We start from the raw sequence: 21,317 nt of genomic DNA, 5'->3' as shown, positions 1-21,317 counted from the left end.
TGCATGAAACGTAAAAATCAAGTAGTCAAAAAAACTGGGCTTGAGATAGCATAGATAGAGTTTGCTTGCATCACCTACTAAAGAAGGATATTTTAGTTTCCCGATTAACCATTAGCCATTTATTCATTTAAGGAGAATGTCATTATGACATTGAGTAGTATAAACAGAAACAGTGTATTAAACGGATTAAGCAGTTTTAGTGCTTTTGTCCTCGCACAACGCGGGGCTCAAGTCGCTGAAGCTGTTGCCTCCCTGGTCACCATTGGAGTAGTAGGCGCAGCAACGCTTACGCTAATTAGTTATAAAGAATGGAAATCTTACGAAGAAAATAAACATAAAGAAAAAATAATGGCGGTAAACACATTATATAAAAGACACCTTCAAAATCTTACCACCTCTAGCAATGTTCCCGTTCCCGAATTACCGCAAATTTTCCAATTTAGCGCTGATTTCAAAACAATTAATTCCCTGCATTATGATGATGATGAAATTGATGATATCGGCCAAGTTCTGCCGAGAGTACCTGTAGAATTGACCAAATACAGACGGTATATCCTGGATGCTCTATTAAAACTTAAAGAATATTATTTTCAGCTGAGTAAAAATGACGATGTGACTATAGGAGTTATATCCTATTTCATGAATATTTTACAAAATAGGGCTTTAAGTTTTCTCGGTTATGATTATGATATTACTTATCTTCGTGCCATAATCGCCTTTATTAACCATTATGCCTCAATAGAGGACAAGGAAAATAGTCCACATTTTTCTCATCTGAAGCCCGTTTACACATCATTAATGTATGCGGTTCAGGATTTAGAAAAACATAAAGAATCGATGTCATTGCGTGAGTTAGTAGATCAAGCTCGTAACGCCTGCCTTGAGGAAAGTGATAATTTAATCCGCTTATTAGTAAAAATGGTTACTCCTAAGAAATATCAAAATCTGATAGCTACTGTAACCCATTCTGAACTTACAGAAAATATTTTACGTGAAAAATATATTGACTATGAGCTATGGGGAATCTCTTTTGAAACCAAAGAAGTTGAACTGCCTCAATCTATTTTTCATAATTGGATCATGGGAATTGCCAAATATTATCTCCAATCAATAAATCCCTATGCTATTTTACATAGAGAAAAAATATTTCCTCCAGAAGAACCGTTGGCATTTATTAATTGGGCTCAATCTATACTAACACTAGAGGAGGCTGCCAAAAACGATAAACGACAGCAAACACCATCAAACCAAGATAAAAAGAAATTACACGATGAATTAAATTTAATAAATAAAACATTCCAACAATCCCCTAATTTTCTAAATATTAAACTTGTTACTACTGGAAAGGAATTTGTTCTTATTAAAAACAACCAAGAATTGCTTAATGCAAGTGAAACTATGGCTAATTTTACTCACTTGATACATGGGGTGATTTCCCTACAAGCTTTTTGTGCCGAATTATCCAACAATATGGACCAATTAGGTTTGGATTTTTTTGATAATCAAGATAATTTTAACAAAATTTTTGCGGCATTTAATGCATTATACACCGTGGTTCAAAACGATCTAAACCAAATAAAACAAAAAATGGAGGCAATCTTTACAGCAAGTAAAAACATCCCGCGTCTTGCCAATGAAATACAATTGCAAAACGACGTTAGTAAGGCATTGAAACGAATTGAGTTTAGAATATTTGAAGCTGCAGATAAAGTAAAAAGCTATAAAAATAAACACCCCCACACCATAAACTCTTCCGTTAAAGAAGCTCTTTCTGCAGCGGATTTTTTCGAAAAGATGTATGGATTAAAATCACCCTCAATTCCTGAATCAGCGAAAATTGCATTACTAAACGAAGCGTCTCCCATAACTGAAGCAAAACAAAGCGCGCCAACAATTCCACAAATGGAATTAACTCTCAACGAGTTAAACAGTGAATTGTTCAAAAAAATACCAATCCAAAAAGAACAACACCAAGATTCACTAGCAGCAACTTATCAAAAGATTTTTCATACCCTTAGAGAATTACAAATTAAATCCATAAAACTATTAAAGGAAAAAAAACAAGGACCCGATCGTTTGAATAAAGCACAAAATCTCTATAAATTAACATGTTCCCTTCATGAAGAGACGCTACAATTTCTAGTACAAACACCAGAAGATCGTATCCAAAAAACCAATAAGTTCATTGAAAAAATTCATACTCAATTAAACTGTGTTGAAAATAGAGCATTTATCGATCGACATCATCATAGTTTGTCCAAGTTAATTCATGAAAATTTTGGATTGTTCCCGACTGCAACACGCAATAAAATGACTGCATTGGAACACGCCTGTCAGTGTTTACGAACTAATGAACATGTGAGAGCCAACAATTAACAACATATTCGATGCGGACTTCTGTCCGCACAATGTCTTTAGGTGGACGTGTCACTATTATCCGTCAAAATCTAACATCTTATCAACTTAATTAAGGTTGTGCTGGATCATTAATCCATGAATCTAAGCTATTATGATTGAATAGTAATTAAAAAGGAGTTAACTATGCGATTGAATATTATTGAACCAACTAACCTCACTAAAGAACAAAAACCACTGTATAAAGATATGAGAAATGGCATTGAAACTAATTTTCAAGGCTTTAAAGCTATTTTCGATAACGGTAGTTTAATTGGCCCCTGGAATCCTTGGCTTCATTTTCCTAAAATTGGTGGGCCCATATGGGAATTGGTTAAAGCGCTTTCCACATCACCAACATTACCAAAACCAGCGAGGGAAATTGCTATTCTTGTGACTGGAACAAAATTTCATTCAGGTTATGAACTGTATGCCCATGTTTTAATGGCCGAAGCACGCGGATTAGATGACCTTACTATTGCCACCATCGTCGCAGGACAACGCCCAACTACCTTGGGAGAAAATGAGTCGTTGGTCTATGACATTACTTCATCATTAATGAGCGGAGGCGTATTACCCAAACTACTTTATCAAAAATCGGTTCAACAATTTGGCCAGGAAGGAACAGCTGAGTTAATTTATTTAATCGGGCTTTACAGTATGGTCTCGATTACACTAAATGGTTTTGATGTGCCCGTGCCAGAATAAGCACCTTAAGCATCTTGTAATTTTCAATAGTTTCATTAGCTAATGGGGCCCAAAATATGCAAATATCATTAAAACATCAAACAAAAAAACATGCAGACAGTCCAGCATTTTTAGTCACTGAGCATGTCCTTAACGATGCAATGGCCGACCTCTGTATCGCTGAACTCACGGGACGACATCCTGAGCAGCATTATATTATTAATAAAGAATGCAATTTATTCGTTTATATTTTTGAAGGAAAAGGAATAATTAATGTAAATAATCATAAACAAAAAATTTCTGCAGGTGATGCTCTCATGATTGAAGCGGGAGAGAAATATTATTGGGAAGGCACAATGAAGCTTTTTATTTCTTCTAGGCCCGCATGGAATGCAGCGCAGCATCAAGTAGTGGAATAATATTTCACCTACTTAATTACATTAAATACAAAAATCCTCTACCTTCGTGCGAAAAGTAGGTTGTTGCTAGGATACATTAAATCAAAAATATCAAATAACAAATAAGTTTCATAATCACTGGCAATGATAAATTGCGATTTTAATATATGTTGGTTAATTACATTGTCATTTGGTGAAAAAGATAATAGGCCGCTAACGTGAAGTTAGTTTAACAAATTATACACATCATCAACGGATGAAAAACAAATAGATAAAGTGGTATGAATGAATTTTCTCTAACGGTTTTTAAGGAGGTTCAATTTAAATAACTTATTGAAGATGGTCAATAATAGATGAAATCTAAGTTAAAAAAAGAAGTGGTTCTTAGCTAAGTTAAACCAGAGCATATTGTTTTTTGGGATGCTAAAGCTAATGACTGACACAATGTTGTAACTGGGTCTTGCTCGCTGGCACGAACTAAAAACAGAATGTCTACAGTAAAATTTAAGAATTTGACTGTTACCTGCCGTAAGAAACTCTTTTTTTATTAATGCAATTTTATCAAAATAACAAATGATCTAGACGAAGGCATTCATTAATATGATAATAACCGCGTCACCGTACATACAGGAAGTTAGGAGTAAAAATGAAAGCAGTTATCTTGGCAGGGGGTTTAGGGACTCGAATTAGTGAGGAAACTATTGTCAAGCCAAAACCTATGATTGAAATTGGTACTCAACCTATTCTTTGGCACATCATGAAAATCTATTCTGCCTATGGGATTAATGACTTCATTATCTGTTTAGGCTATAAGGGATACGTGATTAAAGAATATTTTGCTAACTATTTTTTACATCGATCGGATGTCACCTTAGATCTTGCTGAAAATAAAATAGAAATTCATCAGAATAATGTAGAACCTTGGCGCATCACCTTGGTTGAAACGGGCGAAAACACCATGACTGGTGGCCGGCTAAAACGTGTTGCCAAATATTTAGATAATGAGGCATTCTGTTTTACTTATGGAGATGGTTTAGCTGATATTAATATTGCTAAGCTTGTTGACTACCACAAAAGCCAAAAAACACTGGCAACATTAACAGCGGTCCAACCTCCTGGTCGTTTTGGCGCGCTCCGTTTAGAAGATCACAGAGTATCCGGTTTTTCTGAAAAACCGCAAGGTGATGGGGGTTGGATTAACGGTGGTTTTTTCGTCTTGTCACCAAAAGTAATTGATTATATCCAAAATGACAGCACGATCTGGGAAAAATTTCCTCTTGAGTGTCTAGCTAAAGAAGGTAAATTAGCTGCCTACCAACATCAAGGATTCTGGTATCCTATGGATACTCTGCGTGATAAAATTTACTTGGAAGAGCTATGGTCAACCGCAAAAGCACCTTGGCGAATTTGGTCTGATGTGCCTGTTAAAAGCAAGGCGTTTCTATTCGAACCCGTAGAAGTTTAATCACTATGCAAATCATTATACCGTTTTGGCAAGGGAAAAAAGTTCTGATTACAGGGCATACTGGATTTAAAGGGAGTTGGCTTTCTTTAATTTTGCAATTGAGTGGAGCTGATCTTATCGGTTTTGCTTTACCGCCCCCAAAAAATCCTAATCTATTCACTGTAGCTAACATTGCAGATAATATGACCAGTCTCATGGGTGATATACGAGATTTTGATCAAATTTTCACTGTAGTGAAACAACATCAACCTGAAATAATAATACACATGGCAGCACAACCACTAGTTCGCTATTCTTATAAAGCGCCAGTCGAGACTTATGAAACCAATGTGATGGGCACAGTACATATATTGGAAGCAGCTCGCCAGGTTGGCTGTGTAAAAACAATAATCAATGTTACAACAGATAAATGTTACGACAATAAAGAATGGCACTGGGGTTATCGTGAGAATGACCGATTGGGAGGTTACGATCCTTACAGCAATAGCAAAGCCTGTTCTGAACTAGTAACAAATGCATATCGAATGTCTTATTTTAATTCGACATCAATTGGCCTTGCTTCAGCTCGGGCAGGAAATGTTATTGGCGGTGGTGATTGGGCAGAGGATCGATTGATACCCGATATCATTAGAGCATGTCGTAATAAAATTTCCGTATCTATTCGCAATCCCCATGCTTTACGACCCTGGCAGCATGTCCTGGAGCCATTAAGCGGCTATTTATTACTTGCCGAAAGAGTACATTATGAACCGTCAATCTATGCCGATGCCTGGAATTTTGGGCCCAATGAAAATGACGTTCAGCCGGTACGTTGGATTGCTGATTTCATTGTGAAACATTGGAATCAACCAGCATCTTGGATTCTGGATAAAGATCATCATGCACATGAGGCAACTTCTCTGAAATTAGATTGCTCAAAATCGCAATCTTTGTTGGGTTGGCGACCTCGATGGGATTTAGAAAAAGGACTAAAAGAAACTGTGGAATGGTATCAGGCTTTTTTCTCCAATGCGGATATACGAGAGAAAACTATTGCACAAATTAAACTTTTTTTTGCAATGAACTCTCTATATCAAGAATAAAAGCCCTAATATTTAACTGGAGAAATAAATGAGTGCACAAGAATACCTACATGTCCCCTATGGAAAAACTGTTCATGGTGAAGAAGAAATCGAAGCGGTTATCCATGTATTGCGAACTTCGACACAAATGGGAAAACATGTTCGCGAAATGGAAGAAAAAATTGCCGCTCTATTTGCCAAACAGCATGGAATTATGGTTAATTCGGGTTCGTCTGCGAATTATCTTGCACTAGAAATCTTAGGGTTGCTAACCGGTTCTGAGGTGATAACTCCTGCATTAACCTTTTCCACTACAGTCGCTCCTCTTATAAAATGTAATCTTATTCCTGTTTTTATTGATGTAGAACCAGGTACTTTTAACATCGATGTCTCTCAAGTTGAAACAATGATTTCTGCAAAAACAAAGGCAATGATGATTCCTAATTTAATAGGTAATCTACCTAATTGGAAAAAACTGCGGGAAATCGCTGATCAATACAACCTAATTTTAATTGAAGACTCTTGTGATACGCTGGGTGCAACTATTGATGGTGTTTCCGTAGGACAATACAGTGATATAAGCACAACAAGTTTTTATGGGTCCCACGTAATTAATTGTGCTGGCAATGGCGGCATGTTATGTGTAAATGATGCTCAATTGGCGGAAAAAGCAAAACTATTGCGTAGCTGGGGGCGCAGTTCATCTCTTTATATTGAATCAGAAGCTATCGAAAATCGCTTTAACATTCAGGTTGATGGTATCGATTATGATGCAAAATTTGTATTTGAGACTCTAGGATATAATCTTGAGCCTTCAGAAATGGGGGCTGCTTTTGGTCTAGTTCAGTTAAGCAAGTTACATAAAAATATTGCTGCTCGTGAATATGCCTTTGATCGACACACCAAGTTTTTTAGCCAATATCAAGATTGGTTTATTTTGCCCAAGCAGTTAGCAAACTCACATACTGGGTGGCTGGCCTTTGCTCTGACAATCAAAGAAAATGCTCCCTTTACAAGAAAAGAATTGCAGATATTTTTTGAAAATCGAATGATTCAAACAAGAACAGTGTTTACAGGTAACATCTTACGTCAACCTGGTTTTAAAAATATAAAACATAGAAAAACTTCCGCTGGCTATCCTAATGCAGATCAAGTGATGCGTGGAGGTTTATTGTTGGGATGTCACCATGGACTAACTCCTGAAATGATTGCTCACATTCATAATTCATTTGAAGATTTTGTCAAACAGCATACGTTTACTAAGAGCTCACATGCATTTGAAACATCTTTGGCTTAGCAATTTATCTCGTGAATACTTCGCATAAGTTACTAAAGTTTATTTTAATTAGTGGTTTAAATACATTTGTAAGTTATTTACTTTATGTTAAATAAATTAATTGTTTTTAGGAAAGACTATGAAACTCGTAAGTATTGTTACTCCTTGTTTTAACGAAGAAGAAAATGTTGAAGAGTTATATCAGCAAATCAAAGCTATTTTCCAGCAATTACCTCATTATCGCTATGAACATATTTTTATTGACAACGCCTCCTCTGATAAAACAGTCTCCATATTAAGATCTATTGCAGAAAAAGATAAGAACGTTAAAATTATTGTCAATTCACGCAATTTTGGTCATATCCGTTCGCCTTATTATGGATTACTACAAGCTCAAGGAGATGCAGTCATTTTAGTTGTTGCTGATCTGCAAGATCCACCTGAGCTAATCCATACTTTTATTCAAAAATGGGAAGACGGTTTTAAAATTGTCATTGGGATCAAACCACAGAGTGAAGAATCAAGATGGATATCGTCTATACGCCGCCTAGGTTATTATTGGATTGGGCGCATAGCAGATATTAAATTAATTAAAAATTTTACCGGTTTTGGTTTATATGATAAAGAGATCATTAAAACCTTACGTACTTATGATGATCCGTATCCCTATTTTCGCGGCATGATTGCAGATGTTGGTTTTGATATTGCACAAATTTCTTATAATCAACCCAAGCGAAAACACGGTTTTTCAAAAAATAACTTTTACACGCTTTATGATATAGGCATACTTGGAATTACCAGTTATTCGAAGATTCCAATGCGATTAGCCGCTATGGGCGGTTTTTTTCTCAGTGCCATAAGTTTGTTTATATCAATAACTTTTTTTATCCTTAAACTCATTTTTTGGAGCACGTTTAATGCAGGGATGGCTCCAGTTCTCATCGGCTTATTTTTCTTTTCCTCAGTTCAGCTATTTTTTATTGGTTTATTAGGTGAATACATTGCCTCGATTAACACCCGGGTAATGAAACGACCACTAATTATTGAAAAAGAACGCATTAATTTCGAAAAAACAACAATTGATTTAGTAGTAAAGTGACTAGGATCTGGGACAGTTTGCACTATCAGCAAATAGTCACCATCGACTTAGATAGACATTTGGAATAAGAAATGAAGCAAATTAAGGTCAGTGATTACATCGCAGAATTTTTACAAGTTCAAAAAATAACTCATGTTTTTGAAGTGGCCGGAGGGATGATTACTCATTTATTAGATTCTCTTTATCAATGTGGAACATCACACATTATCAGTGTTCATCATGAGCAAGCTGCGGCATTTGCTGCCGATGCCTATGGGCGAATTACTGGCAAACCGGGCGTAGCTTTGGCAACAAGCGGACCGGGAGCTACTAATCTGCTCACTGGAATTGCAAGTTGTTATTTTGACTCATCCCCTGCACTATTTATTACGGGCCAGGTAAACACTTATGAGCAAAAAGGTGCTCGTAAAATCCGTCAACATGGTTTTCAAGAAACAAATATTATCGCTATGGCTCTACCCATTACTAAAAAAACATTTCAAATTGACACAGCAGAGCAAGTTGAAACAGTCATGAATGAAGCCTATGAATGTGCGATTAGTGGTCGGCCAGGGCCAGTGCTTATTGATTTACCAATGAATATTCAACGTGAAAAAATTAACGTAGCGCCGATTCAATTGATTAAAAAAAACCCAATTGCTGCTGAATTACTACAAGTACAAATTAACTTATTAGAAGAATACATTAAAAGCGCAAAACGTCCGTTAATACTGCTAGGAGGTGGTGTTCAGCGTGCTCATGCTGGAAAAGAATGTTTAAAATTTGTTGAATTAGCACAAATACCTGTAGTTACCTCTTTATTAGCATTAGATTCTATTCCATTTGATCATCCATTTCGGGTGGGTTTTATTGGGACCTATGGTAACCGTTGGGCTAACTTAGCGCTTTCTAAAGCGGATTTACTCATCGTAATAGGGAGTCGTTTGGATGTACGGCAAACGGGGGCTGATGTTGATGGGTTTAGAAAATATAAAACAGTGATACACATTGATTGCGATGAAAACGAAATTAATAATCGAGTGAAAAATTGTATTTCAATTGTAGCTGATGCCAAAGATTTTTTTCAGCAAGCTAATGCCCAATTAAACCTGCAACACACTTCTTACGATAATTGGTTGCATGAAATTGAACTCTTAAAAAAACGCTGGCCAGATGTTAACGAATTAAGAAATGTAACCGGAATTAATCCCAATTGTTTTATGCACTCATTATCAAACTGTTCAAAACAAGCAACCGCTTATGTAGTTGATGTAGGCAGTCATCAAATGTGGGCGGCCCAATCCTTGGAAATTTGCACTAATCAATTGTTTCTGACTTCTGGGGGAATGGGTGCAATGGGATTTGCCTTACCTGCGGCAATAGGCACCTCACTTGCCCAAGGGAAAAAACCGGTAGTAGTCATTGTCGGAGATGGTGCTTTTCAAATGAATATTCAGGAATTACAAACGGTAGTGCGAAATCGAATTCCCTTAAAAATTGTTGTCATTAATAATAATTGCTTAGGAATGATACGTCAGTTTCAAGATAGTTATTTTGAAGGACGACATCAATCTACCTTTTGGGGATATTCTGCACCTGATTTTAACAGCATTGCAAAAGCTTATGGTATCGTTGCCAAAACTGTTGCACTGAGCGAAGAAATTGAAAAAGCTATAAATTGGTTATGGACAAAACCGGATGAACCGGCTTTATTGCAGGTCATGGTGAGTTCTCAAATGAATGTTTACCCCAAAATTGCATTTGGAAGACCAATTAGTGAAATGGAACCATTTGCTTTACCAACCAGTATTGAGAGTACATAAATGCGGAAAATACATCCTGAATTGTCATAGTCGTCAATTAACGTTCAACATTCCCTTTATAACTTATTTGTTATGTAAGGTATTAGACAACTTAACGATAATTAAAAATAAAACGAAATTTTTAGTGATTTATGCAATGACGGCACTAATCGGGTCAAAGATCTATTACTTAATCAATGTGGTACCACTGCAAGGAAACATACTAAATTCTTCTTTCCAACGTTTTTTATGAATTTTGGATTATGGACAATGTGGCCGGGTTATTTTTTTTATCTCGGAGTGACAATTAATGTGCCTATTTTTATATATAGGATTATATAAAAATCAGACTATGAAAAAACAAAATTAGTGACCAATTTTGACATGTTATAATCCTTAAATACTTTGTGGCGGCGTCTCTCTTAAATGATTACACACCGCAGACGTCTTAAATTCAGGTGCAATATGAACCAGATTATTGACCTGAAAATTGTGCCAATTTATTTTTTGATAGAGTTCTCGATTAAAATTAAATGAGTAACAAAAAGATTTTTCATGGTTATTACCATATAAATCAGTGGTAATAAGGTAGGCTTTTACATGAATTACATCATTATTTTTATTTGTAGAATAAATAGTACGGTTATTTGCGTAACATAGGGTATTGATACTGTTGTCGTTAAGGGTATTTCATAAAAACTCACCTCCGTATTTGATAAATTGGCATTAACGAGCCCTGCCCTTTGTAATCTATGAATATTTTCTCTTTAATAGAGACAGAAAGCTCTTGGTTTGCAAAATGATGAGTTATTCCAATAGATTAGCCATTAATATAAGAGGAATACTGATGCCTTGCTACTTAGAATAGCAAGAGCAAGCGATAATCGCATTATTTTGTCCTTAAATAGTCTATGAAGTAACTATATTTGAGTAATTTGAGCACGTATCAACTCCGGCAATCGCACTGATTTACCTTGACTGTAATCTATCCAAACAATTCTACAACTTCCCTGGGCCATTAGTTCCTCTCCTTGATATAAATCATGATCCATCAGCATACTGGAATTACCTATGCTGTGTATCTTGGAGCGCAATGTAACTATAGCGGGATAAATCACAGGCTTTAAATAAGTACACGCCACATGAACTACTACTGGGCCCGTTTTTTCAGTCATCGTGATATTTAGTTCCCGTAGCCACTCAATACGCGCCTCCTGAAAATAATCAAAATAACGTGCATTATTTACATGTCCTAAAGCATCCATATCGCCCCAGGCAATTGAAAAAGTCTTCTCATGTACGGTAATTTTTTGTTCTGTCATGATAAATCCATAGGATCGACGTCCACATTCCAGCGAACACCATTACTTAATTTATTAATTGTTAACCATTCACGTACTTGTGTCAAAGAAGCTCTCAGTACTTTTCGTGAAGGTGACTTGATTAATAATTGCATACGATATTGACCCGCCTTACGTGGTAGAGGTGCTGGTGCAGGTCCCATCACCCGAAGAGCATGATTTTGCATCTGTGCTTTAGTTGCATGCAAAAATTTTAATACATTACCTGAGCATTTTCCCTGGGCACGGATCACTGCTAAATAATGGAAAGGAGGTAATTTCGCCTGCTGACGCGTCATAAGTAACGCTTCAGCAAACTGTTCATATCCTTTCTGAATTAATAAGTTAAGTAACGGATGATCCGGTAAATGCGTTTGAATTAAAACCCGCCCTGCCTGACTTGCACGACCCGCACGTCCCGAAACCTGAGTCAACAATTGCCCTAATTGTTCCATCGCACGAAAATCCTGATTATAAAGTCCTGCATCGGCATCAAGAACAACTACCAAAGAAAGACGTGGGAAATGATGACCTTTCGCTAACATTTGCGTTCCCACAATTAACTGAGCCTCCCCCCGATTAATCTTGTCCAAATGCTCGTGCAAAGCATTTTTTTTACGTACCGCATCTCGGTCAATACGTAGTATTTGGGTGCCAGGAAAATAAGCGCTTAAAAATTCATGAACACGTTGTGTACCCGCACCAACCGGAATTAATTCATTACTCTGACAAGTGGGGCAATGCTCTGCAATTTTTTGCGTTAAACCGCAATGATGACAAATTACTTGTCCTATTTGTTTATGCAAAGTTAAATGACTGTCACAGTCACGACAATCAGCCATCCAACCACATTGATGACACAATAAAACCGGAGCAAAACCACGGCGGTTAATGAAAACCAAAACCTGGCCTTGCTTTTGCAAATGCTCTTTGATGACGTGTAACGTAACTGATGCTAAACCGTGTTCGAGCATTTGCGCACGTAAATCAACTAATTGGTAATGCAATGGTGTCGTAGATAATGCTTTAGAGGTTAAACGCAACAACGTGTATTTATTTTGTTTGCTGTTATACAAGCTTTCAAGACTGGGAGTAGCTGAGCCTAAAATAATAGGAATATTAAGCAAATGGGCACGCATGAGTGCCGTATCACGACCAGAATAACGAACCCCCTCCATTTGCTTTAATGAGGTATCATGCTCCTCATCAATAACGATTAAACCTAAATTCGGTAACGGAGTGAAGAGTGCAGCTCGGGTGCCAATTATCATTTTGACCTTATTTTCCTTTGCTAATTGCCAGCTAACTTGTCGTTCGGATTCATTTAAACTGGAATGAATCAAGGCAATAGGTTGCTTAAAGCGGGCGGTAAAACGCGATAATAATTGCGGCGTTAAACCAATTTCAGGAACGAGCACTAAAACCTGTTTCTCTTGTGCCAAAACTTGAGCGATGACTTGCAAATAAACTTCAGTTTTGCCACTGCCAGTGACCCCTTGCAGTAGAAAACACCGGTAATGATGTAATTGTTCGCTAATTGTTGTTACCGCTACAGCCTGTTCTGAGTTTAAAGTTAAAGGAGGCGATACGGGTATGTCAAAACGTTCGGATAAATTAAGTTGTTGTGATAAAGAAAGGACTTGCATTACTAATAAATTAAACAGTTGACCGGAAGTAAATCCTTTTTGTTTGAGACAGTGTTTACTCACCGGTTCGATTTGTGTTCCTAAAAATTCAATTAACTCTCTTTGCTTGTGTGCACGAGCCGGAACGAGTTGTCGAGCTTCCTCCAAAGAAAGAGCTAAACAATAAAAATCGTCCATAGGTAATTGACATGCTTGTCCTAAACGGTATTTTTTAGGTAGGACCAAGGGTAGTATTTCAGACAAAGGTGATTGATAATAACTGCCCATCCAAATACATAAAGCCAATAAATCATCATGAATTAAAGGTTCTTCATCTAGAACCCCACTAATATTTTTTAAAGTGTTGGTTACGTTTTGAACTTCATTTTTAGCCAAGACGATACCTAAACGAATTTGTTGACGAAAAGGCACCCAAACCCGCCCCCCAATGCAAGGATTAAGTCCTGCTTCAGTTTTATAATCAAAAAAATCACGGCCTGTATGGGGAATACACACCTGATAAATAATGTTCATCTAACGCGTTGCCATGTGTGACTTGCTGATTGTCCTGGGGCAGAAAATACCTTGACCACTACTTGATCAATACGATGTCGGTCCAATTCGTTAGTGTCTTTAACCAACTCATTAACAAACCAACGAGACAACTCTTCGACTGTAATGTTGGTTACTGGCAATAGAGTTACGTCTTCTTTGAGAAAAGGAATTTTTTTATGATTAAAGGTAAAATAATAATACGTTTCATCTTCTGCATAGTCTAAAAAAGGTGAGAACTCAGGCATTAAAAAAGTTTGATTTAAATGGCGACATAATTTGTGAATACGTTCTTTATAATAACGGTAATCAAAAGTCATACCATTGTCTTCAACCCAAGTGGTTAAAGCCAAATAAACGCCATACATATGACCATGGAGCGGTTCTCGTTCAGTAGCGGAAAAAATAGTAGTATGACCTGCAGAAAATTTCATCGATTCTTTTTGCAATTCCACGGTAGTCAGGTATTTTTTTATTTTCATAAACTCACTCGTTTGTCCAGTAATTGAAACCCATTTAAAGCAATTTCTATATTTTTACTTAAAGCAATAACTTTAAATAATTCACCCATTTCACTTGGTAAGGTCAGTTGCTTTATGGCTTGTTTTGCCTGTATTTGCGCTACTTCATTATCCAATGCATCGATTAAGCTTAGCAAACCATTAGCAAGCAAAAAAGAGGCTTGATTTGTATAACCCGCAACATGAAAGCCTGCAAGCTGCGCTGCCTCTGCTACATGAGTAAAATCAACGTGGGCGGTAATATCTTGCGCTCCGGGATGCAATAATGGATCGACATGAGATTGATGTTGATAGTGACACATCAACGTTCCTTGATGACGATCCGGATGATAATATTCATGACGCGGAAAGCCATAATCAATTAATAATACCACCCCCTGTTTTAAGATGTGATAAATAGCTCCTATCCAATCATCAAGAAAAAGATTTACCTCGGAGAGGTAAGGTATGGTTTCTATATTAATATTAAGTCTGTTTTTTACGAAATCCAATAAACGAAAATTATGGCAGGGTTTAAATACTTCCTTTAATCGCTGTTCATCTAATGTAATGTAGCTTTCCATAATACCTTCAGCTGTTTGCATAAAACGATGAACAGGCATAGCATCTAAAACTTCATTGGCCAAAATTATTCCATTGAAAGGAATTTCAGGCCAACGTTCGAGCCAAATCACTTTGTGTGCCAAATGCGGAATTTTTTGCTGAATAAGTTCACATTGGCGATGACGTAAATTCGCACTGACCTCCAGAATATAATAAGCTTCTGGCAAACAATTAAGTTCAGCCAAATGTTCTAAAACAGCAACACAAAGAGCACCTGTTCCAGCACCAAATTCAAATAACACAGGTAACTCGAGGGATAGCATTATTTGTTGACATTGATTAGCCAAAGTCTTGCCAAATAAAGGCGTCAACTCCGGGGCAGTGATAAAATCACCCTGTTTCCCTAATTTTTGCAAGCCAGAACTATAATAACCCTCTCCAGGAGCATACAATGCGAGTTGCATAAACTCTACAAAGGGCAGATCCTGCTGCCTAAGTTGCGCTTGTAATGTGTGTATAATACTCATAACCTAATAACTTAAAATAATAGAAACGTAGCTTATATGAAGACTACTCTGGAATGGGGAACATACCTTGAATCTAACAAACACACAAGAAGCAAAGGTAGCTTTAGTCACAGGAGGAGCCCGTCGTATTGGTGCTGCTATTGTTAAAAAATTGCATCGCGTGGGATATAAAGTAATTATTCATTGTCATCATGCGTTAGACGAAGCTCACGCACTTGCGGTGAGACTAAACGAACGGCGAGGAAACAGTGCTTTTGTTTTACAAAGAGAATTAACCGAGCCTGAAACTGCTCAAGAAATAATGACTACCATCATTGATTGGGCTGGTCGTTTGGATTTATTAGTGAACAATGCTTCTGTTTTTATTCGCACTGAGTGCAAAGATCTGGAAGCAGCTCATTGGAATATTCTTTTTAACACCAACGTCAAAGTTCCATTTTTACTCAGTCTTGCCGCTCGTCCTTTATTGGCAAAACAATTGGGGGTAATTATTAATGTAACAGACATCCATGCGGAAAAACCACTTTCCGGCTATTCCATTTATTGTCAGAGTAAGGCGGCATTGGAGATGCAAACCAAAAGCCTGGCACAAGAGTTTGCTCCAGAAATTAGAGTAAACGCTGTAGCTCCTGGGGCTATTGCCTGGCCTGAGCATACAAATAGCTTAACTCCAGAAACACAGCAAAAAATCATAGCAAAAACACTTTTAAAGCGACATGGGGCTCCGGAATTTATCGCTCAAGCTGTTTTAGCTTTAGCACAGAATTCTTTTATTACCGGACAAATTTTGAAGGTGGATGGTGGAAGAAGTGTGGCTAATTAAGATTCACTTAAGTTTGTAAGCATTTACTTTCGCCTAATCAATACTTTTTTAGCTTCTTCTACGGCCTCAAATGAAGCTGGTTTTAGTGGTGTAAAGAATAAATTAACTTTTTTCAAAGATATCAATCCCATCACAGCATTAACTAATGCTTTTAATAAGTTGGCAAGATAATCGTCCCAACTTAAATCTCGCTCCAATACAGGTTTTGCCGCATTAATGCTGCGCTCGCAATCTTCCTGAAACTGTTGATTCGCGTTTGCATCCGATTGATTTAGGGCTATCTTATACTTATCTCGGGCCTCCTCCAAAGACTTTAACAACTCATTCGCTTTTTGTGCAGCTTCTGGGAAATAATGTTGATCCACCCGTCCAATTTTACCTTTAAGCTTTATTAACGTGCTATTAATTCTTTTTAAAGTGCTATCAATTATGCATACATTCATAACACATTCTCTCATGAAATCCACTTTATCAAGTAATAAGGCAAAGGGATCATCAAGATGTTCGGAAGGACAAATAGCAGCTACCAATAACGAGGGTTTAGTGTTAGTTGCGACCAATTTGTTTTCCACAGCAGCCAAAATTTGCTCTCTATCCTTTTTGTATTGCTTAAAACTTTTGTGGTATTCGTTCAGGAGGGGATTTACGTTATTTGTGTTTAACAGACCATAATGTCCTTCTGCGGCATAAAGTACTATCTCCATAGTAGAAGTTTTTTCCTCAATTTTAATATCTTGAAGTATCCCTCCGTGCTCGTCATAAATAGTAATAGGTTGTCCGATAAATTGTACTATTGGACTTAAGTCATTGTATGCTAGTTTCGTTGTCGAAGTGGCAAATTGTCTGCAATAATTTTGATAGCCCTGTGCATGCCAATAGGCAGTTAACGCTTTATGAATGTCGCCGTCGTTCTCAGTAAAATAGTTGTTAAAGACTTGTTCTTGCTGTGTTAACTTCCCAGCCTTAGGATAAGCATAAAAGTATTCCAAAAAATCTTGATTAGCCGAATATATAACACCCTCTGGACCAGATAATAAGTCTTCTTTAGCTACAAATGCTCTAAAGTTTTTATAATTAATAAACTGAGTTAATATATTATTTTTTATTGCCTCGCCAATTTCAGAATGTTTCGCCATTTGAGTAGCAAACCATTCACGCAAGAGAAAACCAAGAATTAATGTTTTCTCTACAATAAAATTTGGAGAGATTAGCTTTTTATCGGGTTTTTGGCTTTTAGAAAAATCCGAAAATAAAGATAATGAGTCAATATTAGGAAATCTTTTTTGCAATTGTAACGCATAACTGTTACTACCAAGAATGGATTTAAAAGTAAATAATCCTTCTGGCAACGGAAGCTGATGAGCAATAAGATAAGTTACATAAGTATGAAAAAAACAATTATCAAATGCACCTGAAACATCTAAAACTTCAATTTCACGCCCTCTTAAAAACAATTTTTTTAGCATCTACTTAGCCTTAATTCAACACATTAATTATTATACAGCATATATAATTTTTATTCAATTATGAATGGTTTTTCTTCATAAAAAGAAAAATTTTTTGGGAGAGCAACTGACCCAAGAACTAGTTCTATTAAGCAAAAGCTAAATAAAAACAGCTATAATTAATAAAAATAGAATTTATTTAAAAGGAATTTTCATGTGTCGCTTAGTAGCCTATATTGGAAATAATTTGTTAATTTCAAATATTTTAGTAAAACCAGAGGATTCCTTAATAAAACAAAGCTTGCTTGCTAAAGAATCCTCAACACCCACTAATGGAGATGGTTTTGGGGTAGGCTGGTACGCTCCAAAAATCAGCCCAGAACCTGCTCTTTTTTTATCTATTTTGCCTGCTTGGAACGATGAAAATTTATTAAATTTAGCCAATAAAATCGAGTCTCCTCTATTTTTTGCTCATGTAAGAGCAGCAAGTATGGGCGGCGTTAACACTTTTAATTGTCATCCTTTTGTCTTTAAGAATTGGATGTTCATGCAGAATGGGCAAATACAAAATTTTCTTGCCATCAAACGACCATTAAGAAGACTACTTGATGATGATATTTATCATTGGATTAGAGGACAAACAGATTCAGAGCATTTTTTTGCATTATTTTTACAGTTAGCAAAAGGGCACGATTTAAACCAACTTGCTGTAGTTGCTGAGGTATTATTAACTACTTTTAATACCATTCAGCAATTGCTAAATCAATTTGGAACTCCAGGAGCATCCTATTATAATGTCTGTCTTAGCGATGGAAAACGAATTGTAGCAAGTCGTTATTGTACCGACATTAATAAACAGCCTGAATCATTACATTATTTTGAAGGCAGCTATTTTTGGTCGAAACAGGATTGTTTTGAAGAAGGAAACTTGACGCCTCGTCGCTGCGTCCTCATTGCATCCGAAAAATTAACTGATTTTAATAAACAATGGAAGCCAGTACCTGCCAATCATCTAATTTTAGTGGATGCAGATTATTCGGTCACCATTCAGCCCATCACAATAAGTTAAGAGAAAATAAATGCCTATGGAAAAATCAATTTTATTTTTTGCAGATTAAAAGAAATAATCTTAACTCAATAGGCAATTATTGACCTTGATAGGATGGGGTAATATTAGAAATAAAATGCTCAATACCTACTAAAGAATCCAATTTATAAAAACGTGCTAATAATGATTTATCCAGTAATGAACCAAAATAATAACGAATTAAAGATTTGCTTTGCAAAACCGCTTTGTATTCATCTTCTAATGTAGCCAAACCGTATAAATGAGTCAAAAAAAGGCCAATTTTTTCAGACCAACTCACGTCCATGGGGCGCTGCTCTAATAACTCTTGATACAACCAGGGTCGACCACTGCCTGCACGTGCGATCATATAGGCATCACATCCACTCAGTTCAATAGCGCTACCTAAACTCGCTGTATTAAATACATCGCCATTAGCAATAACAGGGATAGTAAGCACTTGTTTGATTTGCGCAATATGTTGCATATCAGCCGCCACATCATAATCATCAATCCAACGACGTCCATGCACAATAAGCGCATCTGCTCCAGCATCCTCAATTCTTTTTGCTAGAATTAAATCCTGTTCATTTTTCTGGATACGAATTTTAATAGTTAACGGAATACTGATTAAAGCTCGTACTGCATCAACAATACGAATTAATTGTTCTGGCATTTCAAGCAAAGCACTTCCCGCAGCTTTTTTACGTATTTTGGGTTTGGGGCAACCGCAATTAATATCAATCAGATCCGCACCACGTATTTGTAATTGCAAAGCAGCCTGGGCTAAAACATCAGGCTCCGTACCTGAAATTTGATAAGCAAGGAGTTGTTCTTCTGGCGCACGATAAATATAACGTGAAGTGCTTGTATATTTATGAAGTAGATCTGCTGCAGAACTCATTTCCGTGACACAATACGCTGGGGGAAGATACTGATTAAATAAGGTTCTGAATGGCGCGCAGCTATAACCTGCTAGTGGCCCTTGAATCAACCTGTGCGGAATGTTAAGAGAACCAATTCGTAAAGGACTGTTAATAAAAGTGTGCATCAAATCAATTCAAGGATATAATGATAATGAATTTTAACATATTTGAAGATAAATCGAACCAAACAGGAATCCTCCTTATGGACAGACATTATTTATCCCCCTTGGAGTTATTGACCATTGCGACACAACATGCCTACGCCGCAGACAATTTGTTGCAACAATTAACTAATAATGCTTTAGAGCGAAGGGTCACATTTGCAGCACTAGCCCCGATCACTTCATTAATGTATCAAGCATTTCAACTTACCTTAAAAGCCTATGCATTACATGACCACCGCCCGATAAAAGAATACAAAAAACTTATGGAACTGGTTGATCTAAATAATAATTTAGGGCTTTCGTGTCAGGAAATTGGCTTATTAAAAACACTGTCACGGCAACAGGCTTTTCATAAAGGCGCTGCATATGAATTGTGGGATAATCAACAGCAATTACATGTTTTTTGTGAAGAGATTATTTTTTTATACCAGAGGTTACAAATGATGATGCCTTTAGAATTGCATCCTGATTATCAATAGACATAACCCTCATAAATTGAGGCTGGAAGTAGGGAATATCTCAGTATTATTAAATATTTAAAATTTTTTCCTAAAGTCTTGGCATCTTCGCAAATTCACGTTAGGATAAACTTTTTTTATAAACTTGGATGTGTAAATTATGGAGCAAATGGAAGAAAATAAAACAATAAATTCTGTGCAGCAACAAATACTGCAACTAAATGATCATCTTAATTCACAAATCTTAGGACAAAAAAGCTTAGTTTCCCGTTTATTAATTACCCTGCTTGCTGATGGCCACTTATTAGTAGAAGGTGCACCGGGCTTGGCAAAAACACGCGCCGTTAAAGAATTAGCTGGCGGTGTGGAAGGTGATTTTCACCGCATTCAATTTACACCCGATTTACTGCCAGGAGATTTAACAGGGACTGATGTATATCACCCCCAAAATGGTTCCTTCGTATTTCAGCCCGGCCCCATATTTCATCACCTACTTTTAGCAGATGAAATTAACCGCGCGCCAGCAAAAGTACAATCCGCATTACTTGAAGCAATGGCTGAACGACAAGTCACTATCGGTGGCAAAACCTACCCCCTTCCTGAACTATTTCTAGTAATGGCCACACAAAATCCAATCGAACAAGAAGGAACTTATCCATTACCTGAAGCTCAATTAGATCGATTTTTAATGTATGTGAAAATTGGTTACCCTGATGCTAAAGTAGAACATGACATTTTAATTTTATCCAGAAATGAAGCCTTAGGCGCAGCCATGGCAATTCCCAAAGCACCACTTGCTCAATTACCGCAAAAAACTTTATTTGAAGCACGCAAGCAAGTACTCAAAGTACATAGTAGCAAACCATTAGAGAACTATTTGGTCCAGTTAGTGGTTGCCACACGAAATCCTGGCGTCTACAGCGAAGAATTGGGCCACTGGTTACGTTTTGGTGCCAGCCCTCGTGCAACCATTGCTTTGGATCGTTGCTCTAAAGCACATGCCTGGCTTGATGGTCGTGATTATGTAACACCAGAAGACATCCATGTCATTGCTCATGATGTCTTGCGGCATAGAATTTTATTAAGCTTTGAAGCCGAAGCGGAAGGAATCAGTACTGATGATTTTATTGATTCCCTATTACGTTTGGTTGCTGTTCCTTAGCAAG

At 36.9% G+C, this 21,317-nt stretch carries 18 protein-coding genes; 12 read left to right on the top strand and 6 right to left on the bottom strand.

All coding sequences use genetic code 11. The features are described 5' to 3' along the window. The first annotated feature begins 144 nt into the window (after positions 1-144). From WA877_RS10790 to WA877_RS10755, 8 genes are all read left to right on the top strand, one after another. Entirely contained in the window at positions 145-2,376 is a 2,232-nt protein-coding gene (locus WA877_RS10790; RefSeq protein ID WP_425170922.1) for a hypothetical protein, read from the top strand. Between the two features lie 165 nt (positions 2,377-2,541). Next, the gene (locus WA877_RS10785) at positions 2,542-3,102 is read left to right on the top strand and encodes a carboxymuconolactone decarboxylase family protein (RefSeq protein ID WP_425170921.1); all 561 of its coding nucleotides are present in this window, start codon (positions 2,542-2,544) and stop codon (positions 3,100-3,102) included. A gap of 56 nt (positions 3,103-3,158) precedes the next feature. Then, positions 3,159-3,500 carry a cupin domain-containing protein gene (locus tag WA877_RS10780; protein ID WP_425170920.1) on the top strand — a complete coding sequence of 114 codons (342 nt, stop codon included), beginning with the start codon at positions 3,159-3,161 and terminating at the stop codon, positions 3,498-3,500. A 625-nt stretch (positions 3,501-4,125) separates the two neighbouring features. Continuing rightward, on the top strand, positions 4,126-4,944 hold the full coding sequence (rfbF, locus tag WA877_RS10775; protein ID WP_425170919.1) for a glucose-1-phosphate cytidylyltransferase: 819 nt from the start codon (positions 4,126-4,128) through the stop codon (positions 4,942-4,944). A 5-nt stretch (positions 4,945-4,949) separates the two neighbouring features. Then, positions 4,950-6,026: a CDP-glucose 4,6-dehydratase gene (gene rfbG, locus WA877_RS10770; RefSeq protein WP_425170918.1), complete on the top strand. Its 1,077-nt coding sequence runs from the start codon at positions 4,950-4,952 to the stop codon at positions 6,024-6,026. Positions 6,027-6,054: 28 nt separating this feature from the next. Further along, positions 6,055-7,302, top strand: coding sequence for an aminotransferase class I/II-fold pyridoxal phosphate-dependent enzyme (locus WA877_RS10765; RefSeq protein WP_425170917.1), 1,248 nt, complete (start codon positions 6,055-6,057; stop codon positions 7,300-7,302). A 118-nt stretch (positions 7,303-7,420) separates the two neighbouring features. Continuing rightward, entirely contained in the window at positions 7,421-8,380 is a 960-nt protein-coding gene (locus tag WA877_RS10760) for a glycosyltransferase family 2 protein (protein ID WP_425170916.1), read from the top strand. A 71-nt stretch (positions 8,381-8,451) separates the two neighbouring features. After that, positions 8,452-10,182: a thiamine pyrophosphate-binding protein gene (locus tag WA877_RS10755; RefSeq protein ID WP_425170915.1), complete on the top strand. Its 1,731-nt coding sequence runs from the start codon at positions 8,452-8,454 to the stop codon at positions 10,180-10,182. 899 nt (positions 10,183-11,081) lie between these two features. Here WA877_RS10755 and WA877_RS10750 read toward each other — a convergent pair. Genes WA877_RS10750 through WA877_RS10735 form a run of 4 tightly spaced genes read right to left on the bottom strand, consistent with a single transcriptional unit; the run spans position 11,082 to position 15,269 of the window. Continuing rightward, positions 11,082-11,483, bottom strand: a complete 402-nt coding sequence (locus WA877_RS10750) for an acyl-CoA thioesterase (protein WP_425170914.1) — start codon at positions 11,481-11,483, stop codon at positions 11,082-11,084. After that, a complete protein-coding gene (locus tag WA877_RS10745) occupies positions 11,480-13,660 on the bottom strand; it encodes a primosomal protein N' (RefSeq protein ID WP_425170913.1) in 2,181 nt (726 codons plus the stop codon). The genes WA877_RS10750 and WA877_RS10745 overlap by 4 nt, the downstream gene beginning before the upstream one ends. Next, entirely contained in the window at positions 13,657-14,160 is a 504-nt protein-coding gene (locus WA877_RS10740) for a 6-pyruvoyl trahydropterin synthase family protein (RefSeq protein ID WP_425170912.1), read from the bottom strand. Before WA877_RS10740 ends, WA877_RS10745 begins: the two co-directional genes overlap by 4 nt. Further along, complete coding sequence (locus WA877_RS10735) at positions 14,157-15,269, bottom strand: class I SAM-dependent methyltransferase (RefSeq protein WP_425170911.1); 1,113 nt, start codon at positions 15,267-15,269, stop codon at positions 14,157-14,159. The genes WA877_RS10740 and WA877_RS10735 overlap by 4 nt, the downstream gene beginning before the upstream one ends. A 67-nt stretch (positions 15,270-15,336) precedes the next feature. On the opposite strand from WA877_RS10735, the gene WA877_RS10730 reads away from it, so the two are divergent. Next, positions 15,337-16,092, top strand: a complete 756-nt coding sequence (locus WA877_RS10730; protein WP_425170910.1) for a pteridine reductase — start codon at positions 15,337-15,339, stop codon at positions 16,090-16,092. 23 nt (positions 16,093-16,115) lie between these two features. Here the strand turns inward: WA877_RS10730 and ceg23 are convergent, their stop codons facing one another. After that, the gene (gene ceg23, locus WA877_RS10725) at positions 16,116-17,558 is read right to left on the bottom strand and encodes a Dot/Icm T4SS effector Ceg23 (RefSeq protein ID WP_425170909.1); all 1,443 of its coding nucleotides are present in this window, start codon (positions 17,556-17,558) and stop codon (positions 16,116-16,118) included. 193 nt (positions 17,559-17,751) lie between these two features. Here ceg23 and WA877_RS10720 point away from each other — a divergent pair, with 193 nt between their 5' ends. Next, the gene (locus WA877_RS10720) at positions 17,752-18,606 is read left to right on the top strand and encodes a class II glutamine amidotransferase (RefSeq protein WP_425170908.1); all 855 of its coding nucleotides are present in this window, start codon (positions 17,752-17,754) and stop codon (positions 18,604-18,606) included. A gap of 76 nt (positions 18,607-18,682) precedes the next feature. On the opposite strand, the gene WA877_RS10715 is transcribed toward WA877_RS10720, so the two are convergent. Then, positions 18,683-19,654 carry a tRNA dihydrouridine synthase gene (locus WA877_RS10715; RefSeq protein ID WP_425170907.1) on the bottom strand — a complete coding sequence of 324 codons (972 nt, stop codon included), beginning with the start codon at positions 19,652-19,654 and terminating at the stop codon, positions 18,683-18,685. Between the two features lie 77 nt (positions 19,655-19,731). Here WA877_RS10715 and WA877_RS10710 point away from each other — a divergent pair, with 77 nt between their 5' ends. Beyond that, a complete protein-coding gene (locus tag WA877_RS10710; protein ID WP_425170945.1) occupies positions 19,732-20,172 on the top strand; it encodes a hypothetical protein in 441 nt (146 codons plus the stop codon). Between the two features lie 139 nt (positions 20,173-20,311). Continuing rightward, positions 20,312-21,313, top strand: coding sequence for an AAA family ATPase (locus WA877_RS10705; RefSeq protein ID WP_425170906.1), 1,002 nt, complete (start codon positions 20,312-20,314; stop codon positions 21,311-21,313). Positions 21,314-21,317 lie beyond the last annotated feature (4 nt).

Origin of the sequence: Legionella sp., assembly GCF_049790535.1 — a bacterium.
Lineage (GTDB): Bacteria > Pseudomonadota > Gammaproteobacteria > Legionellales > Legionellaceae > Legionella.
The sequence above is the reverse complement of the archived record's forward strand: the minus strand, read 5'-3'. Positions and strand labels throughout refer to the sequence as shown.